This window comes from Corynebacterium felinum (assembly GCF_030408755.1).
GTDB lineage: Bacteria > Actinomycetota > Actinomycetes > Mycobacteriales > Mycobacteriaceae > Corynebacterium > Corynebacterium felinum.
Genome location: NZ_CP047209.1, coordinates 3,086,788 through 3,111,462 on the forward strand (window position 1 = coordinate 3,086,788; position 24,675 = coordinate 3,111,462).

The 24,675-nt window shown below is 53.7% G+C and carries 17 protein-coding genes, 3 rRNA genes and 1 pseudogene; 4 read left to right on the forward strand and 17 right to left on the reverse strand.

Features of this window, described 5'->3' with window-relative positions; all coding sequences use genetic code 11:
- Positions 1–239: 239 nt before the first annotated feature.
- From CFELI_RS12930 to CFELI_RS12960, 7 genes are all read right to left on the reverse strand, one after another.
- The gene (locus CFELI_RS12930; protein WP_277104462.1) at positions 240–548 is read right to left on the reverse strand and encodes a hypothetical protein; all 309 of its coding nucleotides are present in this window, start codon (positions 546–548) and stop codon (positions 240–242) included.
- 295 nt (positions 549–843) lie between these two features.
- Positions 844–960, reverse strand: a 5S ribosomal RNA gene (rrf, locus tag CFELI_RS12935).
- A 106-nt stretch (positions 961–1,066) separates the two neighbouring features.
- A 23S ribosomal RNA gene (locus tag CFELI_RS12940) occupies positions 1,067–4,153 on the reverse strand.
- Between the two features lie 385 nt (positions 4,154–4,538).
- A 16S ribosomal RNA gene (locus tag CFELI_RS12945) occupies positions 4,539–6,055 on the reverse strand.
- Together the 16S, 23S and 5S rRNA genes form the textbook arrangement of a ribosomal RNA operon.
- 493 nt (positions 6,056–6,548) lie before the next feature.
- The gene (locus CFELI_RS12950) at positions 6,549–7,697 is read right to left on the reverse strand and encodes a hypothetical protein (RefSeq protein ID WP_277104288.1); all 1,149 of its coding nucleotides are present in this window, start codon (positions 7,695–7,697) and stop codon (positions 6,549–6,551) included.
- The gene (locus tag CFELI_RS12955) at positions 7,694–8,593 is read right to left on the reverse strand and encodes an AAA family ATPase (protein WP_277104287.1); all 900 of its coding nucleotides are present in this window, start codon (positions 8,591–8,593) and stop codon (positions 7,694–7,696) included. The genes CFELI_RS12950 and CFELI_RS12955 overlap by 4 nt, the downstream gene beginning before the upstream one ends.
- 13 nt (positions 8,594–8,606) lie before the next feature.
- Positions 8,607–8,981, reverse strand: coding sequence for a GntR family transcriptional regulator (locus CFELI_RS12960; RefSeq protein ID WP_277104286.1), 375 nt, complete (start codon positions 8,979–8,981; stop codon positions 8,607–8,609).
- Positions 8,982–9,306: 325 nt separating this feature from the next.
- Between CFELI_RS12960 and CFELI_RS12965 the strand changes: the two genes are divergently transcribed.
- Positions 9,307–10,800 (forward strand): NYN domain-containing protein, encoded by a 1,494-nt coding sequence (locus CFELI_RS12965; protein ID WP_277104285.1) that lies wholly within the window; start codon positions 9,307–9,309, stop codon positions 10,798–10,800.
- A 116-nt stretch (positions 10,801–10,916) separates the two neighbouring features.
- Here CFELI_RS12965 and CFELI_RS12970 read toward each other — a convergent pair whose 3' ends face one another.
- Both CFELI_RS12970 and trxA read right to left on the reverse strand, forming a co-directional pair.
- Positions 10,917–11,798, reverse strand: coding sequence for a PspA/IM30 family protein (locus CFELI_RS12970; RefSeq protein WP_277104284.1), 882 nt, complete (start codon positions 11,796–11,798; stop codon positions 10,917–10,919).
- 95 nt (positions 11,799–11,893) lie between these two features.
- Positions 11,894–12,256, reverse strand: a complete 363-nt coding sequence (gene trxA / locus CFELI_RS12975) for a thioredoxin (protein ID WP_277104283.1) — start codon at positions 12,254–12,256, stop codon at positions 11,894–11,896.
- Between the two features lie 149 nt (positions 12,257–12,405).
- Here trxA and CFELI_RS12980 point away from each other — a divergent pair, with 149 nt between their 5' ends.
- The 3 genes from CFELI_RS12980 to CFELI_RS12990 all read left to right on the forward strand — a co-directional run bounded on the left by CFELI_RS12980 (position 12,406) and on the right by CFELI_RS12990 (position 16,763).
- Positions 12,406–12,606, forward strand: coding sequence for a heavy-metal-associated domain-containing protein (locus tag CFELI_RS12980; RefSeq protein ID WP_277104282.1), 201 nt, complete (start codon positions 12,406–12,408; stop codon positions 12,604–12,606).
- 214 nt (positions 12,607–12,820) lie between these two features.
- Positions 12,821–15,088 carry a heavy metal translocating P-type ATPase gene (locus CFELI_RS12985; RefSeq protein WP_277104281.1) on the forward strand — a complete coding sequence of 756 codons (2,268 nt, stop codon included), beginning with the start codon at positions 12,821–12,823 and terminating at the stop codon, positions 15,086–15,088.
- A gap of 352 nt (positions 15,089–15,440) precedes the next feature.
- On the forward strand, positions 15,441–16,763 hold the full coding sequence (locus tag CFELI_RS12990; protein ID WP_277104280.1) for an MFS transporter: 1,323 nt from the start codon (positions 15,441–15,443) through the stop codon (positions 16,761–16,763).
- A gap of 114 nt (positions 16,764–16,877) precedes the next feature.
- Here CFELI_RS12990 and CFELI_RS12995 read toward each other — a convergent pair whose 3' ends face one another.
- The 8 genes and pseudogenes from CFELI_RS12995 to CFELI_RS13030 form a co-directional block, all read right to left on the reverse strand.
- Positions 16,878–17,450 (reverse strand): hypothetical protein, encoded by a 573-nt coding sequence (locus CFELI_RS12995; RefSeq protein WP_277104279.1) that lies wholly within the window; start codon positions 17,448–17,450, stop codon positions 16,878–16,880.
- Positions 17,451–17,482: 32 nt separating this feature from the next.
- Positions 17,483–18,055 carry an META domain-containing protein gene (locus CFELI_RS13000; RefSeq protein WP_277104278.1) on the reverse strand — a complete coding sequence of 191 codons (573 nt, stop codon included), beginning with the start codon at positions 18,053–18,055 and terminating at the stop codon, positions 17,483–17,485.
- Between the two features lie 38 nt (positions 18,056–18,093).
- Positions 18,094–19,665 carry a replicative DNA helicase gene (dnaB, locus tag CFELI_RS13005; RefSeq protein ID WP_374724707.1) on the reverse strand — a complete coding sequence of 524 codons (1,572 nt, stop codon included), beginning with the start codon at positions 19,663–19,665 and terminating at the stop codon, positions 18,094–18,096.
- 29 nt (positions 19,666–19,694) lie between these two features.
- Positions 19,695–21,461, reverse strand: coding sequence for a glycoside hydrolase family 15 protein (locus CFELI_RS13010; protein ID WP_277104277.1), 1,767 nt, complete (start codon positions 21,459–21,461; stop codon positions 19,695–19,697).
- Between the two features lie 246 nt (positions 21,462–21,707).
- The gene (locus CFELI_RS13015; protein WP_277104276.1) at positions 21,708–21,920 is read right to left on the reverse strand and encodes a hypothetical protein; all 213 of its coding nucleotides are present in this window, start codon (positions 21,918–21,920) and stop codon (positions 21,708–21,710) included.
- Positions 21,921–22,766: 846 nt separating this feature from the next.
- A pseudogene (locus CFELI_RS13695) lies at positions 22,767–23,027 on the reverse strand (IS1634 family transposase); the annotation flags it as partial.
- Between the two features lie 318 nt (positions 23,028–23,345).
- Entirely contained in the window at positions 23,346–23,732 is a 387-nt protein-coding gene (locus tag CFELI_RS13025; protein WP_277104274.1) for a hypothetical protein, read from the reverse strand.
- Between the two features lie 95 nt (positions 23,733–23,827).
- Positions 23,828–24,496, reverse strand: coding sequence for a hypothetical protein (locus CFELI_RS13030; RefSeq protein ID WP_277104273.1), 669 nt, complete (start codon positions 24,494–24,496; stop codon positions 23,828–23,830).
- Positions 24,497–24,675 lie beyond the last annotated feature (179 nt).

Consider the following 24,675-nt stretch of genomic DNA (forward strand, 5'->3'; position numbering starts at 1 on the left):
CATCACAACCAACCCCCACACAAGGAAGCTGTTAAACAATGGAATCGTATTCAACCACCACAACCAAACAAACTATCTTCACCAACTTGGAAGATACCGTCTGTCGCGGCGACTCGTATTAATCTACACACCCCAACACACATACACAAACACAAAGGTCAAAGCGTTAAAAGGTGGTGAAACAGATCATGCGCCTTTCTGCTTATGCAGAAAGGCGCATGGCGATACTTACAAAACCGCTAGGACGACTTGCCCTGGACCCAGTTGATGACCTTGTTGATCAGTTCGCGAACCTTCTTAGTAATGAAATCGAAGAATCGAATCACCGACGAGTTGCTTGCCGAGAGGCGAGCGCTCGTAGGGTTATCAGACAAAGTCGAACTCAACTTGGAGCTCAAGTTCCGATCAGCGGAACCGCGGGCCGAAGAACGGTCCTTGCTGGTTTGCTCAACTGCCACTGGTTCTTCTTGAGCCATTGCTGGCGCGGCAGCGAAACCCAAAGAGGTAGCAGTTGCGATGGACACGAAAAGGGTTGAGAGCTTCTTCATTCTCTCCTCCATTCCTTGATTGACTGCAGGTGCCATGCAGCCTACCTATTTCCACATATGTGTCTGTGTCACACATTATTTTTCACCCCCGAATTAATTGAGAGACCAAACAAAAAGAAATAAGAATGTTATTAGAGTAAGTGGCTATCCCATTTTCTATTAAATATTTTTTCTCAGACGGAAAAATCGAGTGCGGGGGTAATGTGCACTCGATTTTAAGTCGTCTGATGTTTTTATAGTGGATATGTGAAAAGCCCACCCTTTGGTGGGGGTGGGCTTTTGTTGTGAAGTTTTTGGTCGGCGGTGTCTTACTCTCCCACAAACTCCCGTTTGCAGTACCATCAGCGCTGTCGGGCTTAGCTTCCGGGTTCGGAATGGGACCGGGCGTGTCCCCGACGCTATGACCACCGACACATTTTTTTGGGTTGTGTGTGTTTTTGGGGTGTTTGTGTTGTGTCAGTGACTGTGTAGTGGACGCGGTGTTGTGTTTTGTTTGTTGTGTTTTGTGTTTTGTTTTGGGGGTTGTTTGTTGGTGTATTAGTACCAGTCGTCTTCTCACATTGCTGTGTTTGCAACTCTGGCCTATCAACCCGGTAGTCTTCCGGGCACCTCAAGTGAAACCTCATCTTAGAACAGGCTTCCCGCTTAGATGCTTTCAGCGGTTATCCCTTCCGTACGTAGCTAACCAGCTATGCCACTGGCGTGACAACTGGCACACTAGAGGTACGTCCGTCCCGGTCCTCTCGTACTAGGGACAGCTTTCTTCAAGTTTCAACGCGCGCGGCGGATAGAGACCGAACTGTCTCACGACGTTCTAAACCCAGCTCGCGTGCCGCTTTAATGGGCGAACAGCCCAACCCTTGGGACCTACTCCAGCCCCAGGATGCGACGAGCCGACATCGAGGTGCCAAACCATCCCGTCGATATGGACTCTTGGGGAAGATCAGCCTGTTATCCCCGGGGTACCTTTTATCCGTTGAGCGACACCACTTCCACTCGTAGGTGCCGGATCACTAGTCCCTACTTTCGTACCTGCTTGAGTTGTCACTCTCACAGTCAAGCTCCCTTGTGCACTTACACTCAACACCTGATTGCCAACCAGGCTGAGGGAACCTTTGGGCGCCTCCGTTACTTTTTAGGAGGCAACCGCCCCAGTTAAACTACCCACCAGGCACTGTCCCCAACCCAGATCATGGGCCAAGGTTAAGGTGCTCAATCCGATCAGAGTGGTATTTCAACAACGACTCCACCACACCTAGCGATGCGGTTTCCTAGTCTCCCACCTATCCTACACAAACCGAACCAAACACCAATACCAAGCTATAGTGAAGGTCCCGGGGTCTTTTCGTCCTGCCGCGCGTAACGAGCATCTTTACTCGTAGTGCAATTTCACCGGGCCTGTGGTTGAGACAGCAGGGAAGTCGTTACGCCATTCGTGCAGGTCGGAACTTACCCGACAAGGAATTTCGCTACCTTAGGATGGTTATAGTTACCACCGCCGTTTACTGGGGCTTAAATTCTCCGCTTCGCAACACAAGTGTTGCTAACAGGTCCTCTTAACCTTCCAGCACCGGGCAGGCGTCAGTCCGTATACATCAACTTCCACGTTTTCGCACGGACCTGTGTTTTTAATAAACAGTCGCTTCCCTCTATTCTCTGCGACCACCACCAGCTCAACCAGTTTGTCACCAGCAGTGGTCCCCCTTCTCCCGAAGTTACGGGGGCATTTTGCCGAGTTCCTTAACCACAGTTCACCCGAACGCCTTAGTATTCTCTACCTGACCACCTGTGTCGGTTATGGGTACGGGCCATATATGCACTCGCTAGAGGCTTTTCTCGGCAGCATAGGATCACCAACATCCCCACACACATGTGGGTACGCATCACGCCTCACCCTTCTATGCAGAACGGATTTGCCTATTCTGCGGGCCACACGCTTACACCACAATCCACTAAGTGGCTTGGCTACCTTCCTGCGTCACCCCATCACTTGACTACTACCCACTCAGATCCCACGCACGCGCACACCAACACTACAAGTAGTAATCAGTGTGTTTGTGGGTGGTTAGTATCATGGATTCATCATTGGGCGCGCATATACGGGTACCAGAATATCAACTGGTTGTCCATCGACTACGCCTGTCGGCCTCGCCTTAGGTCCCGACTCACCCTGGGAAGATTAGCTTGACCCAGGAACCCTTAGTCATCCGGCGGACATGTTTCTCACATGTCATTCGTTACTCATGCCTGCATTCTCACTCGCACACATTCCACACCAGCGGTTACCCGGGTGCTTCAACACGTGCACGACGCTCCCCTACCCAACCAACCCCAAAAGGAGTTGATTGCCGCGGCTTCGGCGGTGTACTTGAGCCCCGCTACATTGTCGGCGCAGAACCACTCGACCAGTGAGCTATTACGCACTCTTTCAAGGATGGCTGCTTCTAAGCCAACCTCCTGGCTGTCTTCGCGATCCCACATCCTTTCCCACTTAGTACACTCTTAGGGGCCTTAACCGGCGATCTGGGCTGTTTCCCTCTCGACCAACGGAGCTTATCCCCCGCAGTCTCACTGCCGTGCTCTAACTTCACCGGCATTCGGAGTTTGGCTGACATTGCTAAGATTGTGGTCCCGCTCAACCAACCAGTAGCTCTACCTCCAGGAAGAAACACACGACGCTGCACCTAAATGCATTTCGGGGAGAACCAGCTATCACGGAGTTTGATTGGCCTTTCACCCCTACCCACAGCTCATCCCCTCAGTTTTCAACCTAAGTGGGTTCGCGCCTCCACAGCATCTTACTGCTGCTTCACACTGGCCATGGGTAGATCACCCCGCTTCGGGTCCAGGACATGCCACTAACTCACCCTCATTAGGATTCGCTTTCGCTACGGCTACCCAACACTGGTTAACCTCGCGACATGCCGCTGACTCGCAGGCTCATTCTTCAAAAGGCACGCCATCACCCAAACAAATCAGGCTCTGACGGATTGTAAGCACACGGTTTCAGGTACTATTTCACTCCCCTCCCGGGGTACTTTTCACCATTCCCTCACGGTACTTGATCCGCTATCGGTCACACTAAGTATTTAGGCTTACCGGGTGGTCCCGGCAAATTCACAGCAGATTCCACGAGCCCGCTGCTACTCGGGTATCCAACAACACAACACAACATGCTTTCACGTACAGGACTCTCACCTTCTACAGTGGGCGATTCCACACCACTTCCGCTAACACATCATAAATTATGCCCAGGTGTGACAGCACCTAGAAAGTCAAACCCCACGACCCCGCACACGCAACCCCTGCCAGGTATCACACGCATACGGTTTAGCCTCATCCACGTTCGCTCGCCACTACTAGCGGAATCACAATTGTTTTCTTCTCCTGCGGGTACTGAGATGTTTCACTTCCCCGCGTAAACCCCCACACCAGCTATGAATTCACTAGTGGGTAACTACACATAACTGCAGCCAGGTTTCCCCATTCGGACACCCTCGGATCAACGCTCTATTGGCAACTCCCCGAGGCTTAACGCAGCCTTACACGTCCTTCATCGGCTTAGCATGCCAAGGCATCCACCGTGTGCTCTTACTCAAACAACACACCAAAATGACAAAAAACACTAAGACAAACAAACACCACACACAAAAAAGAGAGTGTGTGAACATCTGTCATCAAAAAAAATTAAGAATAAAGATAAAAATGCTCGCGTCCACTATACAGTTCTCACACAACACACCAACACCAACCACCACCACAACCCCCACAAGGAGCCACAGCAATTACTGATATCGGCCACCAGGAAAACACACATGTCATCCCAGACACCCAACAGCATGCCAACACACACATATAATTTTTTTGCTTGAAGTATCACAATTTTGTTACCCCGTGTGATATCTGATCACACACAAAGCGGGTTTGCTCCACCCGGATTTATAAAAAATATAGAGCTCACACAACTGTGTGAAACAAAAAGCTCCTTAGAAAGGAGGTGATCCAGCCGCACCTTCCGGTACGGCTACCTTGTTACGACTTCGTCCCAATCGCCGATCCCACCTTCGACAGCTCCTCCCAAAAGGTTAGGCCACTGGCTTCGGGTGTTACCAACTTTCATGACGTGACGGGCGGTGTGTACAAGGCCCGGGAACGTATTCACCGCAGCGTTGCTGATCTGCGATTACTAGCGACTCCGACTTCATGGGGTCGAGTTGCAGACCCAATCCGAACTGAGGCTTTCAGCGATTCGCTCACCCTCACGGGCTGGCAACGCGTTGTACCGACCATTGTAGCATGTGTGAAGCCCTGGACATAAGGGGCATGATGATTTGACGTCATCCCCACCTTCCTCCGAGTTAACCCCGGCAGTCTCTCATGAGTCCCCACCATAACGTGCTGGCAACATAAGACAAGGGTTGCGCTCGTTGCGGGACTTAACCCAACATCTCACGACACGAGCTGACGACAACCATGCACCACCTGTATACAGACCACAAGGGAAACTACATCTCTGCAGCCGTCCTGTATATGTCAAGCCCAGGTAAGGTTCTTCGCGTTGCATCGAATTAATCCACATGCTCCGCCGCTTGTGCGGGCCCCCGTCAATTCCTTTGAGTTTTAGCCTTGCGGCCGTACTCCCCAGGCGGGGCGCTTAATGCGTTAGCTACGGCACAGAAGTCGTGGAAGACCCCTACACCTAGCGCCCACCGTTTACGGCATGGACTACCAGGGTATCTAATCCTGTTCGCTCCCCATGCTTTCGCTCCTCAGCGTCAGTTACTGCCCAGAGACCTGCCTTCGCCATCGGTGTTCCTCCTGATATCTGCGCATTCCACCGCTACACCAGGAATTCCAGTCTCCCCTACAGCACTCAAGTTATGCCCGTATCGCCTGCAGCTCCGGAGTTAAGCCCCGGTATTTCACAGACGACGCGACAAACCACCTACGAGCTCTTTACGCCCAGTAATTCCGGACAACGCTTGCACCCTACGTATTACCGCGGCTGCTGGCACGTAGTTAGCCGGTGCTTCTTATACAGGTACCGTCACAAAAGCTTCGTCCCTGTCGAAAGAGGTTTACAACCCGAAGGCCGTCATCCCCCACGCGGCGTCGCTGCATCAGGCTTGCGCCCATTGTGCAATATTCCCCACTGCTGCCTCCCGTAGGAGTCTGGGCCGTATCTCAGTCCCAATGTGGCCGTCCACCCTCTCAGGCCGGCTACCCGTCGACGCCTTGGTAGGCCATTACCCCACCAACAAGCTGATAGGCCGCGGGCTCATCTCGTACCGAAAAAACTTTCCACCACCAACACTAAATGATGGTCCTATCCGGTATTAGACCCAGTTTCCCAAGCTTATCCCGAAGTACGAGGCAGATCACCCACGTGTTACTCACCCGTTCGCCACTCGAGCACCCCAACAAAAGCTGAGGCCTTTCCGTTCGACTTGCATGTGTTAAGCACGCCGCCAGCGTTCGTCCTGAGCCAGGATCAAACTCTCCACAAAAAACAAGAACAAAAACTATTCCTGCCCAAGGCTCGTGAAAAGCCCAACCAAACCGGCAAAAAAACAAACAACCAGCCCACACAACACCCAACCCAAAAGCCAGGCACCATGCGAAAATGATTGAAAAAAACAAAAAAAGACAACAACCTCCCCCAACCCGACGGGGCAAAAAACGGGGAAGGCAAAAGAATCGAATCATCAATCCCGTCATCCAACAGCAAACAATTTAACAAGCAAGCCACACTTGCCGGCCAAACCCACCATCAAACAACAAAACCAACAACCCAAACAAAAAACAAAAGTACATTGGCACACTATTGAGTTCTCAAACAACACAAACCACATAAAATCCTAAGACCAACCTGTGATTTTTGTTTCCGTCGCTCTTGGCGACTCGAATTAATTTACACACCCCACCACACAAACACAAACCCCCAGCTCACAGCAGGAAACCATGACACTGGGGACCACAACAACCCCGCCGTCGACACGCTTAAGAAAGACTAAGCACCGGCATTGATGTACTTATCTTGCATGCGCGTAACCACCACAACACATACAGCGCAACCACAAACACCTGCCCCGCCCACGCGCCAAGGACAAACCCCAGCCCGCTCGCCAGCACCACCACCGCAATCAGAGCGACGTACGCCAACCAGCGCCGGTGCGGGAAAATACGCAGAACGGTCATGATCGCAGGCGCGTACAAAAACCCCACAATAAAGTAGACGTTGCCAATCATCGTGCCTAAGCCGGCATAGAGTTCAGAGAGGTAGAACCGCTCCAAGCCCATGAAGACCGCCCACACGGCGACACCTGCCAGTGCTGGAGCCAGTGACCAGCGTTGGTGCGCTTTCGCCCACTTCTCGCGCGTGCCGCCAAATGCCACCCACGTATTCAGGCTTGTCGCCAGCTCATCTACCGCCAGTGGCAAGCCCATCATGACGATCCACACCACAGCCCACGCACCCCACTTATCCAAGCCTGCACCCGGCGCGTGCCCACCAAAGCCCACGAGAATGAGCTCCCAGCACGCAAGTAGTGCAAACATGCAGGCAATCACGATTAGCGGTATGCGGTAAACAGTGGTGAGCATGGGGCGCAGCACCAGTTCTGCTGCGCTTTGCGTTGCTGCTTGCTGCAGTTCTTTCTTGAGGCGTTGCTCCTCTTCCTCACTGTCTTCGGTCTCGCCTTCTTCATCACTAAATAGGTTATCTTCCCAGTTGTAGTCGCTGTAGCGGTTGGGTTTGCCGACGAAGGCGATCATGACAGCGGCACAGATGAGTCCTGCTAGACCTATCCAGCGCCCTGGCCAGTCAAGGTAGACTGCCAGCACTATGACGGGCAGGTAGACAAGCAGTGCACAGGTTGCTTTTATTGTGCTGTGGCGTCGCCATGCTGCGATACCGAATCCGAAGCTGCGGTAGTAGGTGGGAGCAACCATGGCGGCGCTGAGGCCGAACAGCGGCATCACGAGTGCGCCGTAGATCAGCCAGTTATCTTGCATCATCATGGAGGCAGTAAACAGGGGCAAAAACACTAGGTACCAGATGTCGTTGCCGCTTATAGCCAGCGACAGCGGTGCGCGGGCGCGCAGACGTGGGTGTTTTCCGGTATCTGGGTGGATATAGGTGGTGTTCATGGGTGTTTCTGCCCTTCATCGGCACTGACGGTGAGCACTGCTTGTTCCAAGCTGGCGGGGTTCACGCGCAGCCCGAGGGTGGCGGCGTGGGTGTAGACGGCGTCGATACGCTGCTGGTCGCCGCGCAAGTCGAGCACAACTTTTGCTAAACCTGACTGCGTATCGACGTCGGCATCAATGCCCACATCCTGGCACAGGCTGTGCACTTGCGCGGCGGTGCCTTTGACTTCGAGGAATGCCTCTGCGATATCGCCGACCATTCCGCTCAGCGGTGCACTGCCCAGAAGCGTGACGGTATCGAGCAATGGTTGCGCCTCATTGACATGGTGCGTGGAGATCACAACAGTGCAGCGTGTGCGCTCCGCGTGTTCGCCGAGGACTGTGTAGAACTTTTTGCGCTTGTCCACATCAAGCCCCAGATAGGGTTCGTCTAACAGCACGAGTTCGCAGCAGCTGGCCAGCGCAACCACGATACCCACACAGGATTTTTGCCCCCGCGACAGCTGCGAGTAGCGCTTATCTGTCGGGATTTCGAAAAGATGGACCAACTCGTCCTTATAGTCTTCATCCCAGGTCGACCACCGCGCCTTGGCAAGCGCAAAGATCTTGCCCACTCGCCAGCCTGTCGGCAGCGGAACATCAATGCCCATCAGCACAGTGCGATCAAGCACCCGCAGATTATCAAAGGGATTCTCACCAAACACTGTCAGTTCGCCTTGGGTTGCAATCTGGCCTGCAAGCGCACGTAACACTGTGGTTTTACCTGTACCATTTGCACCAATAAGCCCATGGACCAGCCCATAGTCAAGGCTCAAGTTCAGGTCTTTGACCACCACAGTGCGCCCATAGCCGACCGATGCCGCACGGGCTGCAATGCACGGGTTGGTGTTCGTCATGAAAAAACAACTCCTAAGAATAAAGGCCGCGGCTTTCCGCAACTCGATCAAGTAATTCGTGCAGATGAGCCCTAGACATATCGAGCTTTACAGCCTCATCCACCAGTGGGGCCAAATAGTCAGCGGCGAAACTCTCCGACCGCCTAGCAAGAATGATCTCCCGTGCCTGCGCGGTGACATACATGCCCAACCCCCGCCTCTTTTCCACAATGTTCATCTCCACCAACAAACTCAAACCCTTGCGGGCCGTGGCGGGGTTAATGGCGTGGAAACGTGCCAATTCATTCGTGCTTGGCGCACGCTCCCCCGGCTTGAGGGAGCGGTCGACGATGGCGTCTTCAATAAATGTGGCAATTTGCCGAAACAAGGGTGCTGTTTGCTCGTCCATCAGCGCATGGCACCTCCTTTCCCTTCGCGTCAGCAACACAACCTAGGTTCGTAGGTTCGTTACTTATGTAACCAACCATAGCACCGGCGTCGAAACGCTAACAACGCCTGCATATGAAAAATCCGCACATCACCGAAGACACACACCCATACAGCCACTCCCCTCGACCCCCACAGCGACCGCACAGGCCTCAACCCCACCTTTTACACCCCCAATCAACAGCCGGTTTATCGAACTGTATCGACTTCCACCCTGTAATAAGGCATTCTTGATAATGAACAAACATTAGTTATCACCATATGAAACGAAAGAAATATCAGGAGCCATGCTTGAACGCACACACATTTATGTTGACACCTCTTATCTCCTCGCGAGCTTTTACAACTCATGGGAGACAGGAGCACGCGCGCAATTAGAAATTGACCTTCCCGAAGTCGTTCGTGTTTTGGGGAGCATGGTGCAACAACATTTAGGGCAACCAGTCCACCGCCAATACTGGTACGACGGCATCCCCGATACCGGCCCACACCGCTACCAGCGCGCACTACGCACCTGCGACGGAGTACAACTTCGCGCAGGTCAACTCATCGAATGGGGGGAACGCCGCACCCAGAAAGCAGTCGATACCCGACTCGTCGCCGACATGGTGCTCTCAGCCGTTCGTCGCGACGTCACCGACATCGTTCTCGTCTCTGGGGACGCCGACATGATCCCCGGCGTACAAGAAGCCGTCAACCATGGAATCCGAGTACACCTCTACGGATTCGGCTGGGACTCCATGTCCTCTGCCTTAAGGCACGCCTGCGACTCCACCAATATCCTCGACCCGCGACTCGACTTCGAAGATTGCATGCAGATCGAAGTTCTCGAAGGACCCCTCCCTCCGCGGATTCCCACCGACGAGGACCTCGAAACCGTCGAAGACCTCGAAGCGCTGGAAGAACTGGAGAAACCAAAGTTCCCCGACTCCTCCGCTGTTGTTGTCCCCAAATCTTCCTTGGACAACGACGACTGCGACACCCCATGCGATACCCGCAAGGACGACGAGGGCGAAGCAATCGATTCATGCCCTGCTGCCGACGAACGCACCACGCAACCACAACCGAAAGCGACTGCACACAAACCGGCACGCACAGTCACACCTGCCGACCTGCCTCGCCTGAGCGAACAGCAGAAAGCAGAGCCAAAACCCGAACCAAACAACCTCCACAGGGTAAACAGCACCGACTCCACCGTCGTTGCCCGCACCCCCATGGATATGGCCAAATCAGCCTCCAAAGAATCGACGCAATCGGATACGCAACACAAACACTGCGCCGAACCGAAACCAACGCCTACACCCAAACCAACACCGGTAGCGGCAGCGGACACGGAGCGAGAATGCGAAACCGTTCACTCCATTACTGTCACCAGCACAACGGTGGAAGAAATCACCCACGTATCGGTGACAGAATGCGAAGAGACACAGCCAAAGCGCCCCGCACCAAACCCATCCATGATGGCCCCACGGCGTAAGCTGCGCTCCCGCTACGTCCCACTCCCCAACGAAGTATGGACCTCTGCAGGATTCCTCACACCATTCGATGTGGGACAGCAATACGCAATCTGGTGGTACGAAAACGCCGCCACCAGTGAACAGCGCGATTCCGCACATCTACTCTCCGGTGGCGGGCTTCCCCCAGAAATCGATCGCCCACTGCTGCAATTCGCCTGCGAAACACTCCACGAATACACCCTGACCGAAACCCAGCGCGTCAACCTCCGCGATGGTTTCCACTCAGGAATCCGCGGGGTATTAATCAACAATAAGTTCAACTAAAACACGAACGCCTTGCGGTGACCACTCCCCGTCACTTCCCACCATGAAAAGTGGGAATGTATGGGGGCAGTCACCGCAAGGCGTTTGACATGCATGAGGGGGGATATGGCGAGGGATTAAGATTCCTTAGACTCGTTGGTCTCCTGCGATTCAGCCTGAGCTGGTGCATCCGCGTCAGACTCGGCCGCTGCCTCCTGCTCGGCATTCGCCTCAGCTAGAACCTCATCCGCAGCCTCAAGAGCCTGCTGGCGCTTGTCTTCTTCCAACTGCTTAGTTTCACTTGCCATCTGCGCCCGGATCTCATCAAGACGAGCATTCGCCTTCATATCAGTACCAGCAGCATCGATCTCAGCCATACGCTCGCCCATGCTGCCCTCCATCAATTCCTGGGCACCGAGGGCATGAGCGTAACGGGACTCAATCTTTGCACGCACACTATCAAGCGTGGGCACATTATCATCCACCGTAAATTCCGCCATATGATCCATAGCTTTGGTGGCAGACTCCTGCATCTTCGCCTGCTGCGCCTGACGCATCAGCTGCTCAGCTTCGGCCAACTGCTGGGTCAAACGCGCCTCAGACTGCTGCAGCTGCACCTTCGCGGCTTCCGCATTCTGAACAGCCTGCTGATGCAAAGCCTTAGTATTTTCCAGCTCTTCTTCCACACTGACCAACTGGGTGGCATACACCTCAGCTGTTTGAGTGAACGTTCCCACCTTCTCACTATCGCCCGCAGCCTGCGCCTGATCAGCCAACGTAATAGCCTGGCGTGCGTTTTCCTGCAGCTTCTGCTGATCCTGAATCAGGCGATTCAGTTTCATTTCCAACTGATTCTTGTTACCAATCACAGCTGCGGCTTGCTTAGCGATTTCCTGGTGCGCTTGCTTGGCCGCATTCACGGCTTGTTGGATCTGCACCTTCGGGTCGGCGTTTTCGTCAATCTTCGCGTCCAATGCTGAGGTGAGATACTTCCAGCCCTTGCTTAATGGGTTTGCCATAATATGCGGCCTACTTTCTTCAACTCGTGGGCATATGTACCCCCAAGTCTAATAGCAAAAATGCCCACAGGGGGTGGGCATTTTTCCACACGGGGTTACTGCTGCTCCGCCTCGATCTGGCGGCGGACCTCATCCATATCAAGAGCGCGTACCTGCGCGATCAAATCGTCCAGGGCCGCTGCTGGCAGCGCACCGGACTCGCGGAAAACCAAAATACCATCGCGGAAGATCATCAAAGTAGGAATGGACATGATCTGTAATGCTGCAGCTAAACCTTGGTTTTCTTCAGTGTTGAGCTTGGCAAAAGTAATGTCCTCGTGCTTTTCCGCAGCCTTGGTGTAAATAGGCAAGAAACTGCGGCACGGCCCGCACCACTCAGCCCAGCAATCCACGAGAACGATACCTGGGGCATCAACAGTTGCCTCAAATGTGTCTTCGGTTACATCAATGAGTGCCATTGGGAATTAAACTCCTTTTTCGTACTTTTCTGTGTTCTAATTCAGTAACACAGCCCTAAGCATATTCTAAAAGTGGGCGTGTGGGCAGAACTGCTTCCACCCCTGAAGGGGATACGTAATCCCTAAAACGTGAAAGGACGTTATCAATTATGACCAAAAACTACTACGTTGAGGGCATGACCTGCCAGCACTGCGTCGCTTCGGTTACCGAGGAAATCAACGAGATTCCCGGCGCTCAAGGCGTTGATGTGGATTTGGAAACGGGCCGAGTCACAATCACCGGCGAAGATTTTTCGGACGCTGATGTTCTTGCCGCAGTCACTGAGGCTGGTTTCAGTTTGAAGCAGTAGGACAGGTGTGACAACCCACATTTATTTCGCGCTTGTGGCATCTCATGTGGGCATGCGCTGTTTCCCCACAATGCCGTCGTACAACCCTCTAGGTGCGCAGCATTGCTGCTGCGGGGGGGATGGTTGTGCGGTGGCTTTGTGCTTTGAGTCTAGGATTTATTCAGTACAGTGACCGAAGTGCCGGTTGTAATAAACCGATGTGCGAAAGGACTACATGGACACCACGACTCAGGCCTTTGACGAGGCCGATTTTGGGGTAACAGGCATGACGTGCACCTCCTGCTCTAGCCGGGTGCAGCGCAAACTCAATAAATTGGAGGGGGTTGAGGCAACCGTCAACTTCGCCACAGAAACCGCCTTTGTACGTTTCGACCCTCAGCTCATCGATCGTGCTCGGCTCATCCACGTCATTCAGGATGCCGGCTACGATGCCTTCGAGCTCAGCCCCGAACTCCCCGACACTGTCGATGCGACCCCCGATACCGTGAGTGAGCAGGATCAAGCCCGCGATGCGCACGCAGACAGCATCAAGAAGCGGCTGATCATTTCCGCACTGCTCGCCACGCCGGTGTTCCTGTTGTCAATGTTCCACCAACTGCAATTCGATAATTGGCAGTGGCTGTGCTTCGCACTGAGCGCTCCTGTGTTTTTCTACGGGGGCGCGCCATTTCACACTGCGGCGCTAAAAAACCTTCGCCACGGCAGCTTCACCATGGACACCTTGGTGTCGTTGGGCACCTCCGCGGCATTTTTCTGGAGCGTCTGGGCACTATTTTTCGGCACTGCTGGCGACAATCACATGCGGATGCACATGAGCTTCTCCGCGCACGCCCACGCCGGCACCGATCAAATCTATCTCGAATCCACCGCCATGGTGTTGGTGTTTTTACTGCTGGGACGGTGGTTTGAAACACGCGCAAAAGGGCGTAGTTCCCAGGCGCTGCGGGCGCTGCTAGACTCCGGCGCGAAGCAGGCGCGGGTGCTTGTCGACGGCGTCGAAAAGCTCACCCCGATCGACCAGGTGCACGTGGGCGATGTTTTCGTCGTGCGCCCGGGGGAGAAAATTAGCACCGACGGAGTCGTAATCGCAGGTGCATCCGGCGTGGATCAATCGATGCTCACCGGTGAATCGGTGCCAGTGGAGGTCACTGAGGGCAGCACGGTGTTTGGGGCGACGATGAACACGTCAGGGTTGCTGAAGGTGCGTGCCACCAAAGTGGGGGCCGATACCGCTTTGGCGCAGATGGCGAAGCTGGTACTGGAAGCGCAATCGAAGAAAGCACCTGTGCAGAAACTTGCCGATACCATCTCCCAGTTCTTTGTGCCCGCCGTCGTTTTCATTGCACTAGCCACCCTGCTCACCCACCTGTATGTGTTCGCTTCCCCGACCGCGGATGCCTTTACCGCAGCTGTTGCCGTGCTGATCATCGCATGCCCATGTGCGTTGGGACTTGCAACCCCCACTGCGCTGCTGGTGGGCTCTGGGCGCGGTGCCCAGCTAGGTTTGCTCATTAAGGGACCTGAGGTGCTGGAAAACACAAAGCGTGTCACCCACATTGTGTTGGATAAGACCGGAACCATCACCACCGGAACCATGAGTGTTATCGATGTTGTCCCAGCCACCAATTCGCCGCTGAGCGCCAATGAGCTTCTCGGGCTCGCTGCTGCGGTGGAGCACGGCTCGGAACACCCTATCGCACAGGCGATCGTTGCTCATGCGCGCAGCCAGAACGTGCTACAAGAAGCAACTGATTTCTCCACCACCCCAGGTGTTGGGATCAGCGCCACGGTTCAGGGCAGGCGGGTTATGGTGGGCAAACCCACCCAGCCAGACACCATGAAAGACGCCGTTAACGCTGCGGAAGCTGCTGGACACACCTGCGTGCTCGTGCGCCTAGACGGTGCAGTAGCGGGCATGATTGTGCTTGCGGACCAGCCAAAAGAATCCGCGAAAAAGGCTATCGCCGCGCTGAAAGATCTCGGGCTTCGCCCGCTTCTTCTCACAGGCGATAACGCTGGTGCCGCGCATGCCGTTGCCCGCGCGGTCGGTATTGCGGAATCGGATGTCACAGCCCACGTATTGCCTGCTGAGAAGGTTGCTGCGGTGAACAAGCTGCAGCAGCAGGGCACGATTGTGGCGATGGTCGGTGATGGCATTAATGACGCCGCGGCACTCGCTCAGGCGGATTTGGGGCTGGCGATGGGCGCGGGCACGGATGTGGCGATCGAAGCCAGCGATATTACGTTGATGCACTCGGAGCCTTTGGGCATTGTGGATGCTATCCGTCTCTCGCGGGCTACATTGCGCACCATTCAAGTGAATCTGTTTTGGGCTTTTGCCTACAACGTTGTGCTTATTCCTGTTGCTGCCATGGGCTTGCTCAATCCCATGTTGGCTGGTGCTGCCATGGCTTTGTCTTCGGTGTTTGTGGTGAGCAATTCATTGCGGTTGAGATCCTTTAAGCCCACCGTTGTTGCCTAATCGGCAGGGGGGATCCCCCCCCTTGTCCTGAATATCTATGTGCCTATGAATGCGTCGAGATTGATTCATATTTAATAGTTAGAGTTTCAGCACAGTGGGCAAAATCTGACCTGCGGTTTTGCAGGTAGCACGTGCTCTATCTCTAACTGATAGTTTCCCATCGGCCCTCACAGCTTCACCTCAGCACCCCCGCAGTTAGTGTAATTTTCACACCTTTTAGCATGTGGGAAGCATTTTCGTCGAACTACTTAGTGTATTACATACACCCCCGTGTTGACGAGGGCACAACAGCGTGTTTTACCATGGCAGAAACAAAAATCACCCCCTCACCCACAGGAGGATTCCCCACACCATGACAAGTTTAAGCAGAAACGAACGCTTGGATCGGCTCCCCTTAACCCGCGCCCACAAAAAGATGCTTGTCGGTTCCGGTATCGGCTGGGCACTAGATGCCATGGATGTCGGCCTGATTTCCTTCATCATGGCCGCCCTGATTACCCACTGGGGCTTAGAACCTGGCCACACCTCCATGCTCGCATCCATTGGTTTCGTGGGCATGGCTGTGGGCGCAACCTTTGGTGGGCTTTTGGCCGACAAATTCGGCCGCCGCCACATCTTCGCCCTCACCTTGATTGTCTATGGCCTTGCTACCGGCGCTTCCGCCCTCGTTGGTGGGCTTGCCGCCTTAATGGCACTGCGCTTTATTGTTGGCCTTGGCCTTGGTGCCGAACTTCCCGTTGCCTCCACCCTTGTATCGGAGTTTTCGCCACGCGCTGTCCGCGGCCGCATGGTGGTCATCCTCGAAGCGTTTTGGGCGCTGGGATGGATCATGGCGGCGTTGATCGGTTTCTTCGTTGTCACCACCGGTGAAAATGGTTGGCGCTGGGCGCTTGCACTCGGCTGCGTCCCGGCAATCTATGCCTTGTATGTGCGCATGGGATTGCCAGAATCCATCCGATTCCTCGAATCAAAGGGACGCCACGAGGAAGCCGAAACGATTTTGAAAACCTTTGAAAAGGACGTCCCGGCAGAAGAACTCCAACGCCTGTATGCTGCCGAAACTACCGTGGTACACGATAGCGTGGGTGCGGAAAACTCGCTATGGTCTTCCCAACTGCGCCGTCGTACCGCCGCCTTGTGGACCATTTGGTTCTGCATCAACTTAAGCTACTACGGGGCGTTTATCTGGATCCCCTCCCTGTTGGTTGCCGACGGTTTCACCCTGGTCAAGAGCTTCCAATTCACATTGATTATCACCCTCGCCCAACTGCCAGGCTATGCAGTTTCCGCGTGGCTGATTGAGAAGTGGGGTCGGCGCATCACACTAGCAGTATTCCTTGCCGGTTCCGCTTGTGCAGCAGGGTTGTATGGCTTTGCCGATTCCCCCACCTTGATTATTGCTGCCGGCTGTATTTTGTCCTTCTTTAACTTGGGCGCGTGGGGCGCGTTGTATGCGATCGGGCCGGAGCTTTACCCCACTGCGATCCGTGGCCGGGGTACCGGTGCGGCTGCTGGCTTTGGCCGCATCGCTTCTATCATTGCCCCACTGATCGTTCCCCCGGTCATTGCTGTAGCCGGTACCGGTGGCTTGTTTGCATTGTTTGGTACCGCGTTCGCTATTGCCGCTCTCGCGGCTTTCACCCTCCCCGAACAACGCTCGAAGGCACTCGACTAACACAAAAAGAAAACCACTGCTTAACCTCAACGCCACAGCCGAAAGAATATCTTAAGGCTGTGGCGTTTTTATGGGGATGGCCCAAGACCATCGTTTGTTGTATTGCAGTAGTGGTTATGCGCGCCGGAAAGCAGCGGCCTTACCGTCAGGGCGAACGAGATACATGATTCCCTGCGAGTCGAAACGCACTTCAGGCTTGGCCTTGAGGTAACCCATCAGCTCTACTCGTCGTGCATGATCATAGCCTCCGCATGCCATCAGCGTGCTGAAATTATTCTTTGACAGGCGCAGGGTTGCACCCTCAAACCACACGTAGCCATAACCAACATTGCAACCGGTGATTCCACCGATGAGCTGGAAATCCTCAGGGATAGAACCCTCAAACTCCTCCGCGATTGGGTCGCCGTTGATTCCTTGGCTGTACTCGCCAAAATCAATGTACGTCACGTTGGGGCGTTGGGTGGATACCCATTTACCCACGCGCGCTTCCTTCAACTGCAAGGCGGTAGCAACAGTAGCATCGGCAGGAAGTGGTACATCCAGTGGCTTACCCACATGGAATTTATCTACCCGCGCCACGGACCCTGCAAGGCCACTCTTCTCCGCCAGATCACTTCCGATGATGGGAATCAACAACGCTGCAAGACCACTTAAAACAGAAGCAATCAACGCAATGATTTTTGCCAACAAGTTATCTCCTAAGTACTCCAGGGCTGACTTTAACGGCGCGCAAAAGAGGTTGCTACACCATCAGGACGCACCAGGTACAAGGTGCCTTGTCCATCGAGGTGCGCGACAGGTCGTGCTTCGAGGAAGCTTAAGAGTTCTTTCTGGCGTGCGTTTTCAAGTGGGCTGCAGGCTTTATCGGTGAGCATGCCGGTTGTGCTCATGCGCAGGGTTGCGTTGTCGAACCAGACGAATCGGTACCCGCTGTTACAGCCTGTGACACCGGTGATCAGCTGGAGGTCTGCGGGCAGTTGATTGTTCAGTTCTTCTTTGATTCCGTCTGTGTCCACATCGCCGATTTCCTCGAAGCTGATCGCGGTTGTGGTGGGGCGCTGGGTGGAAATCCAGGTGCCACGTCGTACTTTGCCAAGGTTTTCAGCATCGACTGGTTGCGCGTCGGCAGGAAGTGTCACCTCAAGTGGTGAACCCACATGGTAGTTGTCAATGAACTTAGCGGAGCCTGCAAGGGCAGGATTGGACGGGATGACTGGTCCGATGGTGCCGCCTAAGAAAGCGGCGATCGCACTAAAAACTGAAACGATCAGTGCCAAAAGTTTAGTGAGCACAAGAAACTCCTTAGAAATCTTAAACTATAGGTAATTTACTACCCCATGTGTCGTGGCATGTCAACGAATCGGGAGAAGTGGAGCTGGTGTGCCACTGTGACGGTGTCAATGGGCCCGCCGCGGTGCTTTGCCAAGATGACGTCTGCTTCGCCGGCACGAGGGTCTTCCTTCTCCTGGGAGTCGGGGCGATAGAGCAGCATGACCATGTCGGCATCCTGCTCAAGGGAGCCGGATTCACGCAGGTCAGCGATCTGTGGGCGTTTGTCAGTGCGGGACTCGGGTCCACGGTTGAGCTGCGAGATCGCCACGAGTGGGACGTCAAGCTCTTTGGCGAGAAGCTTCAAGGAACGCGAGAATTCGGAGACTTCTTGCTGGCGGGATTCGGTTTTCTTACCGGAGCTCATCAGCTGGAGGTAGTCGACGACGATCATCTGCAGGTCGTGCTTTTGCTTCAACTTTCGGGCTTTGGAGCGAATTTCCATCATGGTGAGGTTCGCGGAGTCGTCAATAAAGATGGGAGCTTGTTCGATCTGCCCGATGCGGTTGACGAGTTTTTCCCAATCCCCCGGCTGCATGCGTCCAGCACGCATGTCTGAGAGTTTGATTTCGGTTTCGGCGGAGAGCATACGCATCACGATTTCGCTCTTGGACATTTCTAGAGAGAAAATGACGGCAGCTTTATTGTGTTTAATAGCGCAGGAGCGCACGAAGTCGAGGGCGATGGTGGATTTACCCACACCCGGGCGGGCGGCAACAATGATCATCTGTCCGCCGTGCAAACCGTTGGTGAGCTGGTCAAGCTCATAGAAGCCGGTGGGCACACCTTGGGCGAGCCCACCGCCGGTTTCGATGCTTTCCAGCTCGTCCATGGTTGGCTGCAGCAGGTCTTGCAGCAAAGCGTAGTCTTCGGTGCTGCTTTTTTGGGCGATGGCGAAGACTTGCTGCTGTGCCATGTCGATCACGGCATCAATTTCGGCGCCTTCGGTGCCTTCGTAAGCCAGCTGCACCACCCTGGTTCCGGCGTCGACAAGCTTGCGTAGGATCGCTTTTTCGGCGACGATTTCGGCATAGTACACGGCGTTTGCCGCGGTGGGCACGGAGGAAATCAGGGTGTGCAGATAGGGTGCGCCGCCGACCCGTTCGAGGTCATTGTTGCGGTCAAGCCGGGCAGCAACGATGACGGGGTCGATCTCCTTATTATCGGAGAACAGGTCGATGATTGCGGTGTAAATCAACTGGTGGGCGGGGCGGTAGAAATCGTCGGGGCTGAGCACTTCGATAATGTCGACCACGGTGTTGGGGCTGAGCAGCATCGCCCCGAGCACGCCTTGCTCCGCTTCATTATCGTGCGGGGGCTGGCGATAATCGTCGTAGCGCTTGTGCTTATCGTCGTATTTTTTGCGTGTCGACGCCGAATTCCCGCCCCCAAAAGCCGCAACAGGCGGTGCGATAAGAGGCGCAACATCTTCACCCACGGGTTCGTCGTGGGGCTCAGGGGGGATGTAGTCTTCGAGGGCGAAATCTTCAAACGCCGGTGCCGGCACAGCCTGGGAATACACCGGCTGTGCGGGGGCGTCGTCGAAACTTGCCGCCGAAAAATCGTCACTCACTCAAAACCCTCCAATTAAGATGCGTAATTTCACTCTCCCATGTTAATCGCACAGGCGGCAACTGCCCTGATTAAGCCCACATGGGAGAACGCTTGGGGGAAATTGCCCGCTAAACGCTGTGTTTCAGGATCATATTCTTCAGCTAACAACCCGAGATCGTTCGCACAATCACACAGCCTGTCCACGAGCGCCTGAGCCTTCATCATCTCACCACTGTGCGCATAAGCTTCGGCCAGCCAAAAATTGCAGATCACAAACGGGTACTCGCCACCAGCAATCCCATCAATTCCAGCCTGATCCACCTGCGTATGGTAGCGACAAATAAAGCCGTTATCGTCGCCGAGTTCCTGCTCAATCCGTTCAATTGTGGCGCGCATGCGTGGGTCATCCCAAGCTATAAGCCCAGTGTGGGGTAGTTGCAATAAGGATGCATCGACTTCTTCCCCGCCGAAGGTTTGGGTGAAATAGCCGTGCGTGGGGTGCACGCCGAATGTGAGAATCTCTTCTTCAAGTCGATCACGAAACAGCTCCCACTGGTGAATCTGCTCGCTTGGGGTATCGGGATACGCGCTGACCGCGTGGAGTAGCTGGTTAAAACCTGCCCACATCATTGCCCGTGAATGGGTAAAGTGCTGAAGTTGCCCGCGCATTTCCCAAATACCGTGATCGGGTCGGTCGAAGTGGGCGCACATGAAATCAGCTAAGTATTTTTGCGCTAGCCAGCTTTGTGGGGTGTCCATAATCCCTGCGTGCCGCAGCTGCGCGAAGCATAACAGCACTTCACCGGCAACATCGGCTTGATACTGATTCCAGGCTCCGTTGCCGATGCGCACGGGGCGTGAGTGGGCGAAGCCCGGCAGGTGCGCGAGTTCTTTTTCCTCAAGTTCTCGCTCCCCGTTAATCCCATACATGATGAGAATATTCTCGGGATCGTTAAGGATTTGGGTGGTGATCCACTCACGCCACCTTATGGCATAGTCCGTGCAATCAAAGCCCCAGTGCCGCGCAATAAGCAGCGCTTCAACCGTCAAAGCGCTATCGCGCAGCCAGCAGTAGCGGTAATCCCAGTTACGCACCCCGCCGAAAAACTCCGGCAAGGAGGTGGTGGGCGCGGCAAGAATCGCACCACTAGGTTGGCACAGTTGTGTCAATACCTGCACGCTACGGGATACCATCTGCGCCCAGCGCGTGGGTACTTGGCTATTCATGGCCTGGCCGACAGCTGACACAGGAATATCCGACTGCGCTGAATCACACTGCCAGGACAGCACCCAACTGGCCTTCTCCCCCGCTGTTAAACGCACATGTGTCTCAAGGGCTCCCTCATTGCACTGCGTGGCTTTCGGTGCTGTGAAATCCGTGGTGAGTCCTTCTGCAAAACTGAGCTGATAGCTACCGTTTTCACGGGTGGTGATCTGCGCCGGTGTTGATCCGTACCCACCTAGGGGGTGAAAAATACTGGAAACATGACACTCACCCTTCATACATTCGATGCTGCGCTCAAGCACAGCACTTCCGCTTTCCACTCGAATGTGGGTATGCAGTTTCGCCACACCATTATCAGTAATCCAGGTTGTTTCCACGCCCATGCCAGCATCTGTGTAGCGGCGCGTGGTTTCCACTTGTCCATCCACTCTCATCTGCCAGTATCCGTGTTCACGGGTGCCCAGCAGTGCGGCACAGATTGCCGCACTGTGGGGATAAGGTGCGCATAGCCAGTCGATGCTGCCGTTGCGATTTTCCAACAGGAGTGTGTTACCTGCGCCGATGAGGGCATAATCTTCGATTGCTGGCACCTACTCAATTCCCCTTCCCGTCGCCCACGAAACGTGTGGATGCTGTGTGTTGTGGTGCTCAACCCTATCTGTCCACGCTGTGCTGATGCGAACCCACACACCTTTTTCTTACCCCCACACCCATCCAGTTAATTTTCGCGGTGTGCGTTTATTCACCTCACAATAAAAGCACGTGGAATGCCTACCCAGCGCAAACCTTTCTGTGAAGCAACAACGCTGGTGGCTTTCCACGTGCCACACCCATTATTAAAATTCGAAGAAATTTGTCTCATTCAGCCGACGCCCAATGGGAATTTCACCATGAAGCAACAGCGTGAGATCAGGACCAAGTGATTTTCCTTCCACAGGTGTCCATTCTCTCCCCATTGGCAAAGTCATAATATCGTCACGGAATAGCCCAAAGGTTGCGGAGGGGCGATTATCCGCATGCGCTTTCTCCCACTCGATGACCTCAAGCACATTTTTGCACCACTGACAAGGTGCATGAATTCATGCCAGTATTTGTCCCCAAAGCCTGTGGGATCATCCCGCAGTTCCCAAAACACCACCAAATAGTGGGGTTGACGGTACGGGTGGATTTCAAAAACTGAGGCGATGTTCCGGACGAGCTTTTCGTAGCGGTGTGGTAACGATCGAGTAGCGCCAGAGTGAGTATCGCGTAGCACCCTCAAGACACCTTTGGATCTACTAAACGGGGTCAGGTTCCGCGGTGACTTAAGGGTGATTTTGCTTTAGTTGTGGCTTGTCGGTTTCAGGCGCATGTTGGGATCATCACACCGATGAGCCTTTTCAAGATAGACTCCGTCACAACGTGATGCGCGAGTTCAGGCAATAATGTCGCAGTAAGACATGCCTTGTAACAGCAACGCCCTGAGCAACTGCTAAGAATCACGGTAGGCAACTTTCTATGTAACGCGTGCAACCGGGTTGCTGGGTGCTACTCCAAAGGTCACATCACTGGCGATGAAAAGCGCTACGCGATCCTCACCCAAGCGCTACACGATAGTTACCACACCGCTACGAATTACACGTTCGCAACAGAGGCGAGTTGATCCGGGTCATAATCCTTAACAGTTAAAGCCATGGTTTTTCCTTTCACTCAGGTTTTTCGGTCAATGTGGTGATAATCCTGCATGATAATCAAGCCGTTTCACTTCATCATTCTAAGAAACATGCTCACACACTATGGATCGAGAATGTTCTTGCACTCCACACGTGCTTCTTCCAGACTTGTGACATTTTAGTCAGGTTTCGAGATTCTATAGAGCAGTCTGGTGATTTCTGGCGGTAGTGGTGTCCCGATAGATCCCTTCCAGTAGCAGCATCCAAACCTAGATGAACAAACGCAGACCGGATCGCATCTAACAAATCCCCAGCCTTTTGCCCTATCACAGGCACAGGATCATCCACCCCACCTGTGCCCCCACTAGCAACACCAAAATCCAGCCCTAACTGATCACCATCAATCAAACGCTGAGCCTGGCTTTTCAACAACGCAAGCTCTTCAGGCGTATGCGCAGAACCAATATGATCCAACACCGGCTTGTTATCAACATACCGCCACAGAACCTACACCGCTGAAGCCCCAGAAGCAGTCGGAACAATACGAATCCTCGGCAGTGACATACTCAACAGTTTACGACTACCCCCACAACTACCCGATTAGTCAGGAATTTCACCCCACCCCACAACCAAACACCAAGGCCACAGTGTCAATACGAAATACAACACACCAAAATGTCACAAGTCAGGCCACACAGATTCGCCTAACATTCGCGGTATGCGTTTACTCACCTCACGATAAAAGCACGTGGAATGCCTACCCAGCGCAAACCTTTCTGTGAAGCATCAACGCTGGTGGCTTTCCACGTGCCACACCCATTGTTAAAACTCGAAGAAATTTGTCTCATTCAGCCGACGCCCAACGGGAATTTCACCATGAAGCAACAGCGTGAGATCAAGACCAAGTGACTGCCCTTCCACAGGTGTCCATTCTCTCCCCATTGGCAAAGTCATAATATCGTCACGGAATAGCCCAAAGGTTGCGGAGGGGCGATTATCCGCATGCGCTTTCTCCCACTCGATGACCTCAAGCACATTTTTTGCACCACTGACAAGGTACATGAATTCATGCCAGTATTTGTCCCCAAAGCCTGTGGGATCATCCCGCAGTTCCCAAAACACCACCAAATAGTGGGGTTCGCGGTACGGGTGAATTTCAAAAGGGGACTTGAGCTGATCTGGATCATAATCCTTAACAGTTAAAGCCATTGTTCTTCCTTCCACTCAGGATTGGCGCTAGATAGGTGATAATTCTTTGGAGATTATCACGCCGCCTCGCTACTCCATGAAACATTCTCATCCCCTTATGGGTCGAAAATGGTCTTGCACGCGATACTTGCTTCTTCAGAATATTCAAGTGTGCCTTCCCGTGGACGTCCAGGTGCATGAGCTCGCCACTTAATGCGGACAGTCGAACGGTAATCCCGAGTCACGTAATCGCATGAACGAGCAACATTGTGCTTCCACCTCCGGCGATCGTGTACAGTTCTCACACCAGAAGAAATTGATCCAACACCTACTGTTGTCAGCGTGACCTCACCGGAGATTTCCGCCATTGTTCTATCAAATTTTACCCTGGCCTGCGTATTGATCGTCTTGGGCTTATGAAAAGACTGGTGAGGCCGATCTAAAATGCCTTTGCAGTGTACTGGCACCTCCCGATAGCCATGATAATTCCCAAGGGCATCAGGAATTTTTACGTTCGACGAGCCACTAGCAAGTTTTGTCAATGCCTCACCCAAAGCTCCCACATGTGGAATAGAGGATGAAGGGAGTTTGGGAAGTTGAACATTAGGCGGTAACCCAAACTGTGAGTGTTCAACCAGTTCACTTTCAGGGACTAAGGCAATTGCAACAAATTCGAAATCGGCATCAAAGTCCTCGAATGAAATGTCGTCGTCGTCCATATCAAATTCAACGACGTGAGAATCCTCCATGTTCTGAGCCTGCGCAAAGGCTGGAGGGGCAAGCATAAAGGCAACCGTAATGAAACCTACAAGTGCGCGGAGCCAATGTTTTTACATAAAAGTATTATATTTTATTTAACTTTAGAAATCACCAATGGTGATCATATTCACTTCGTTGCCCGTGAGTCTTGTATGATCGGCACAATTGCAGCACAACCGTCGTTGAGAGAAAACTGTGCTCAAGT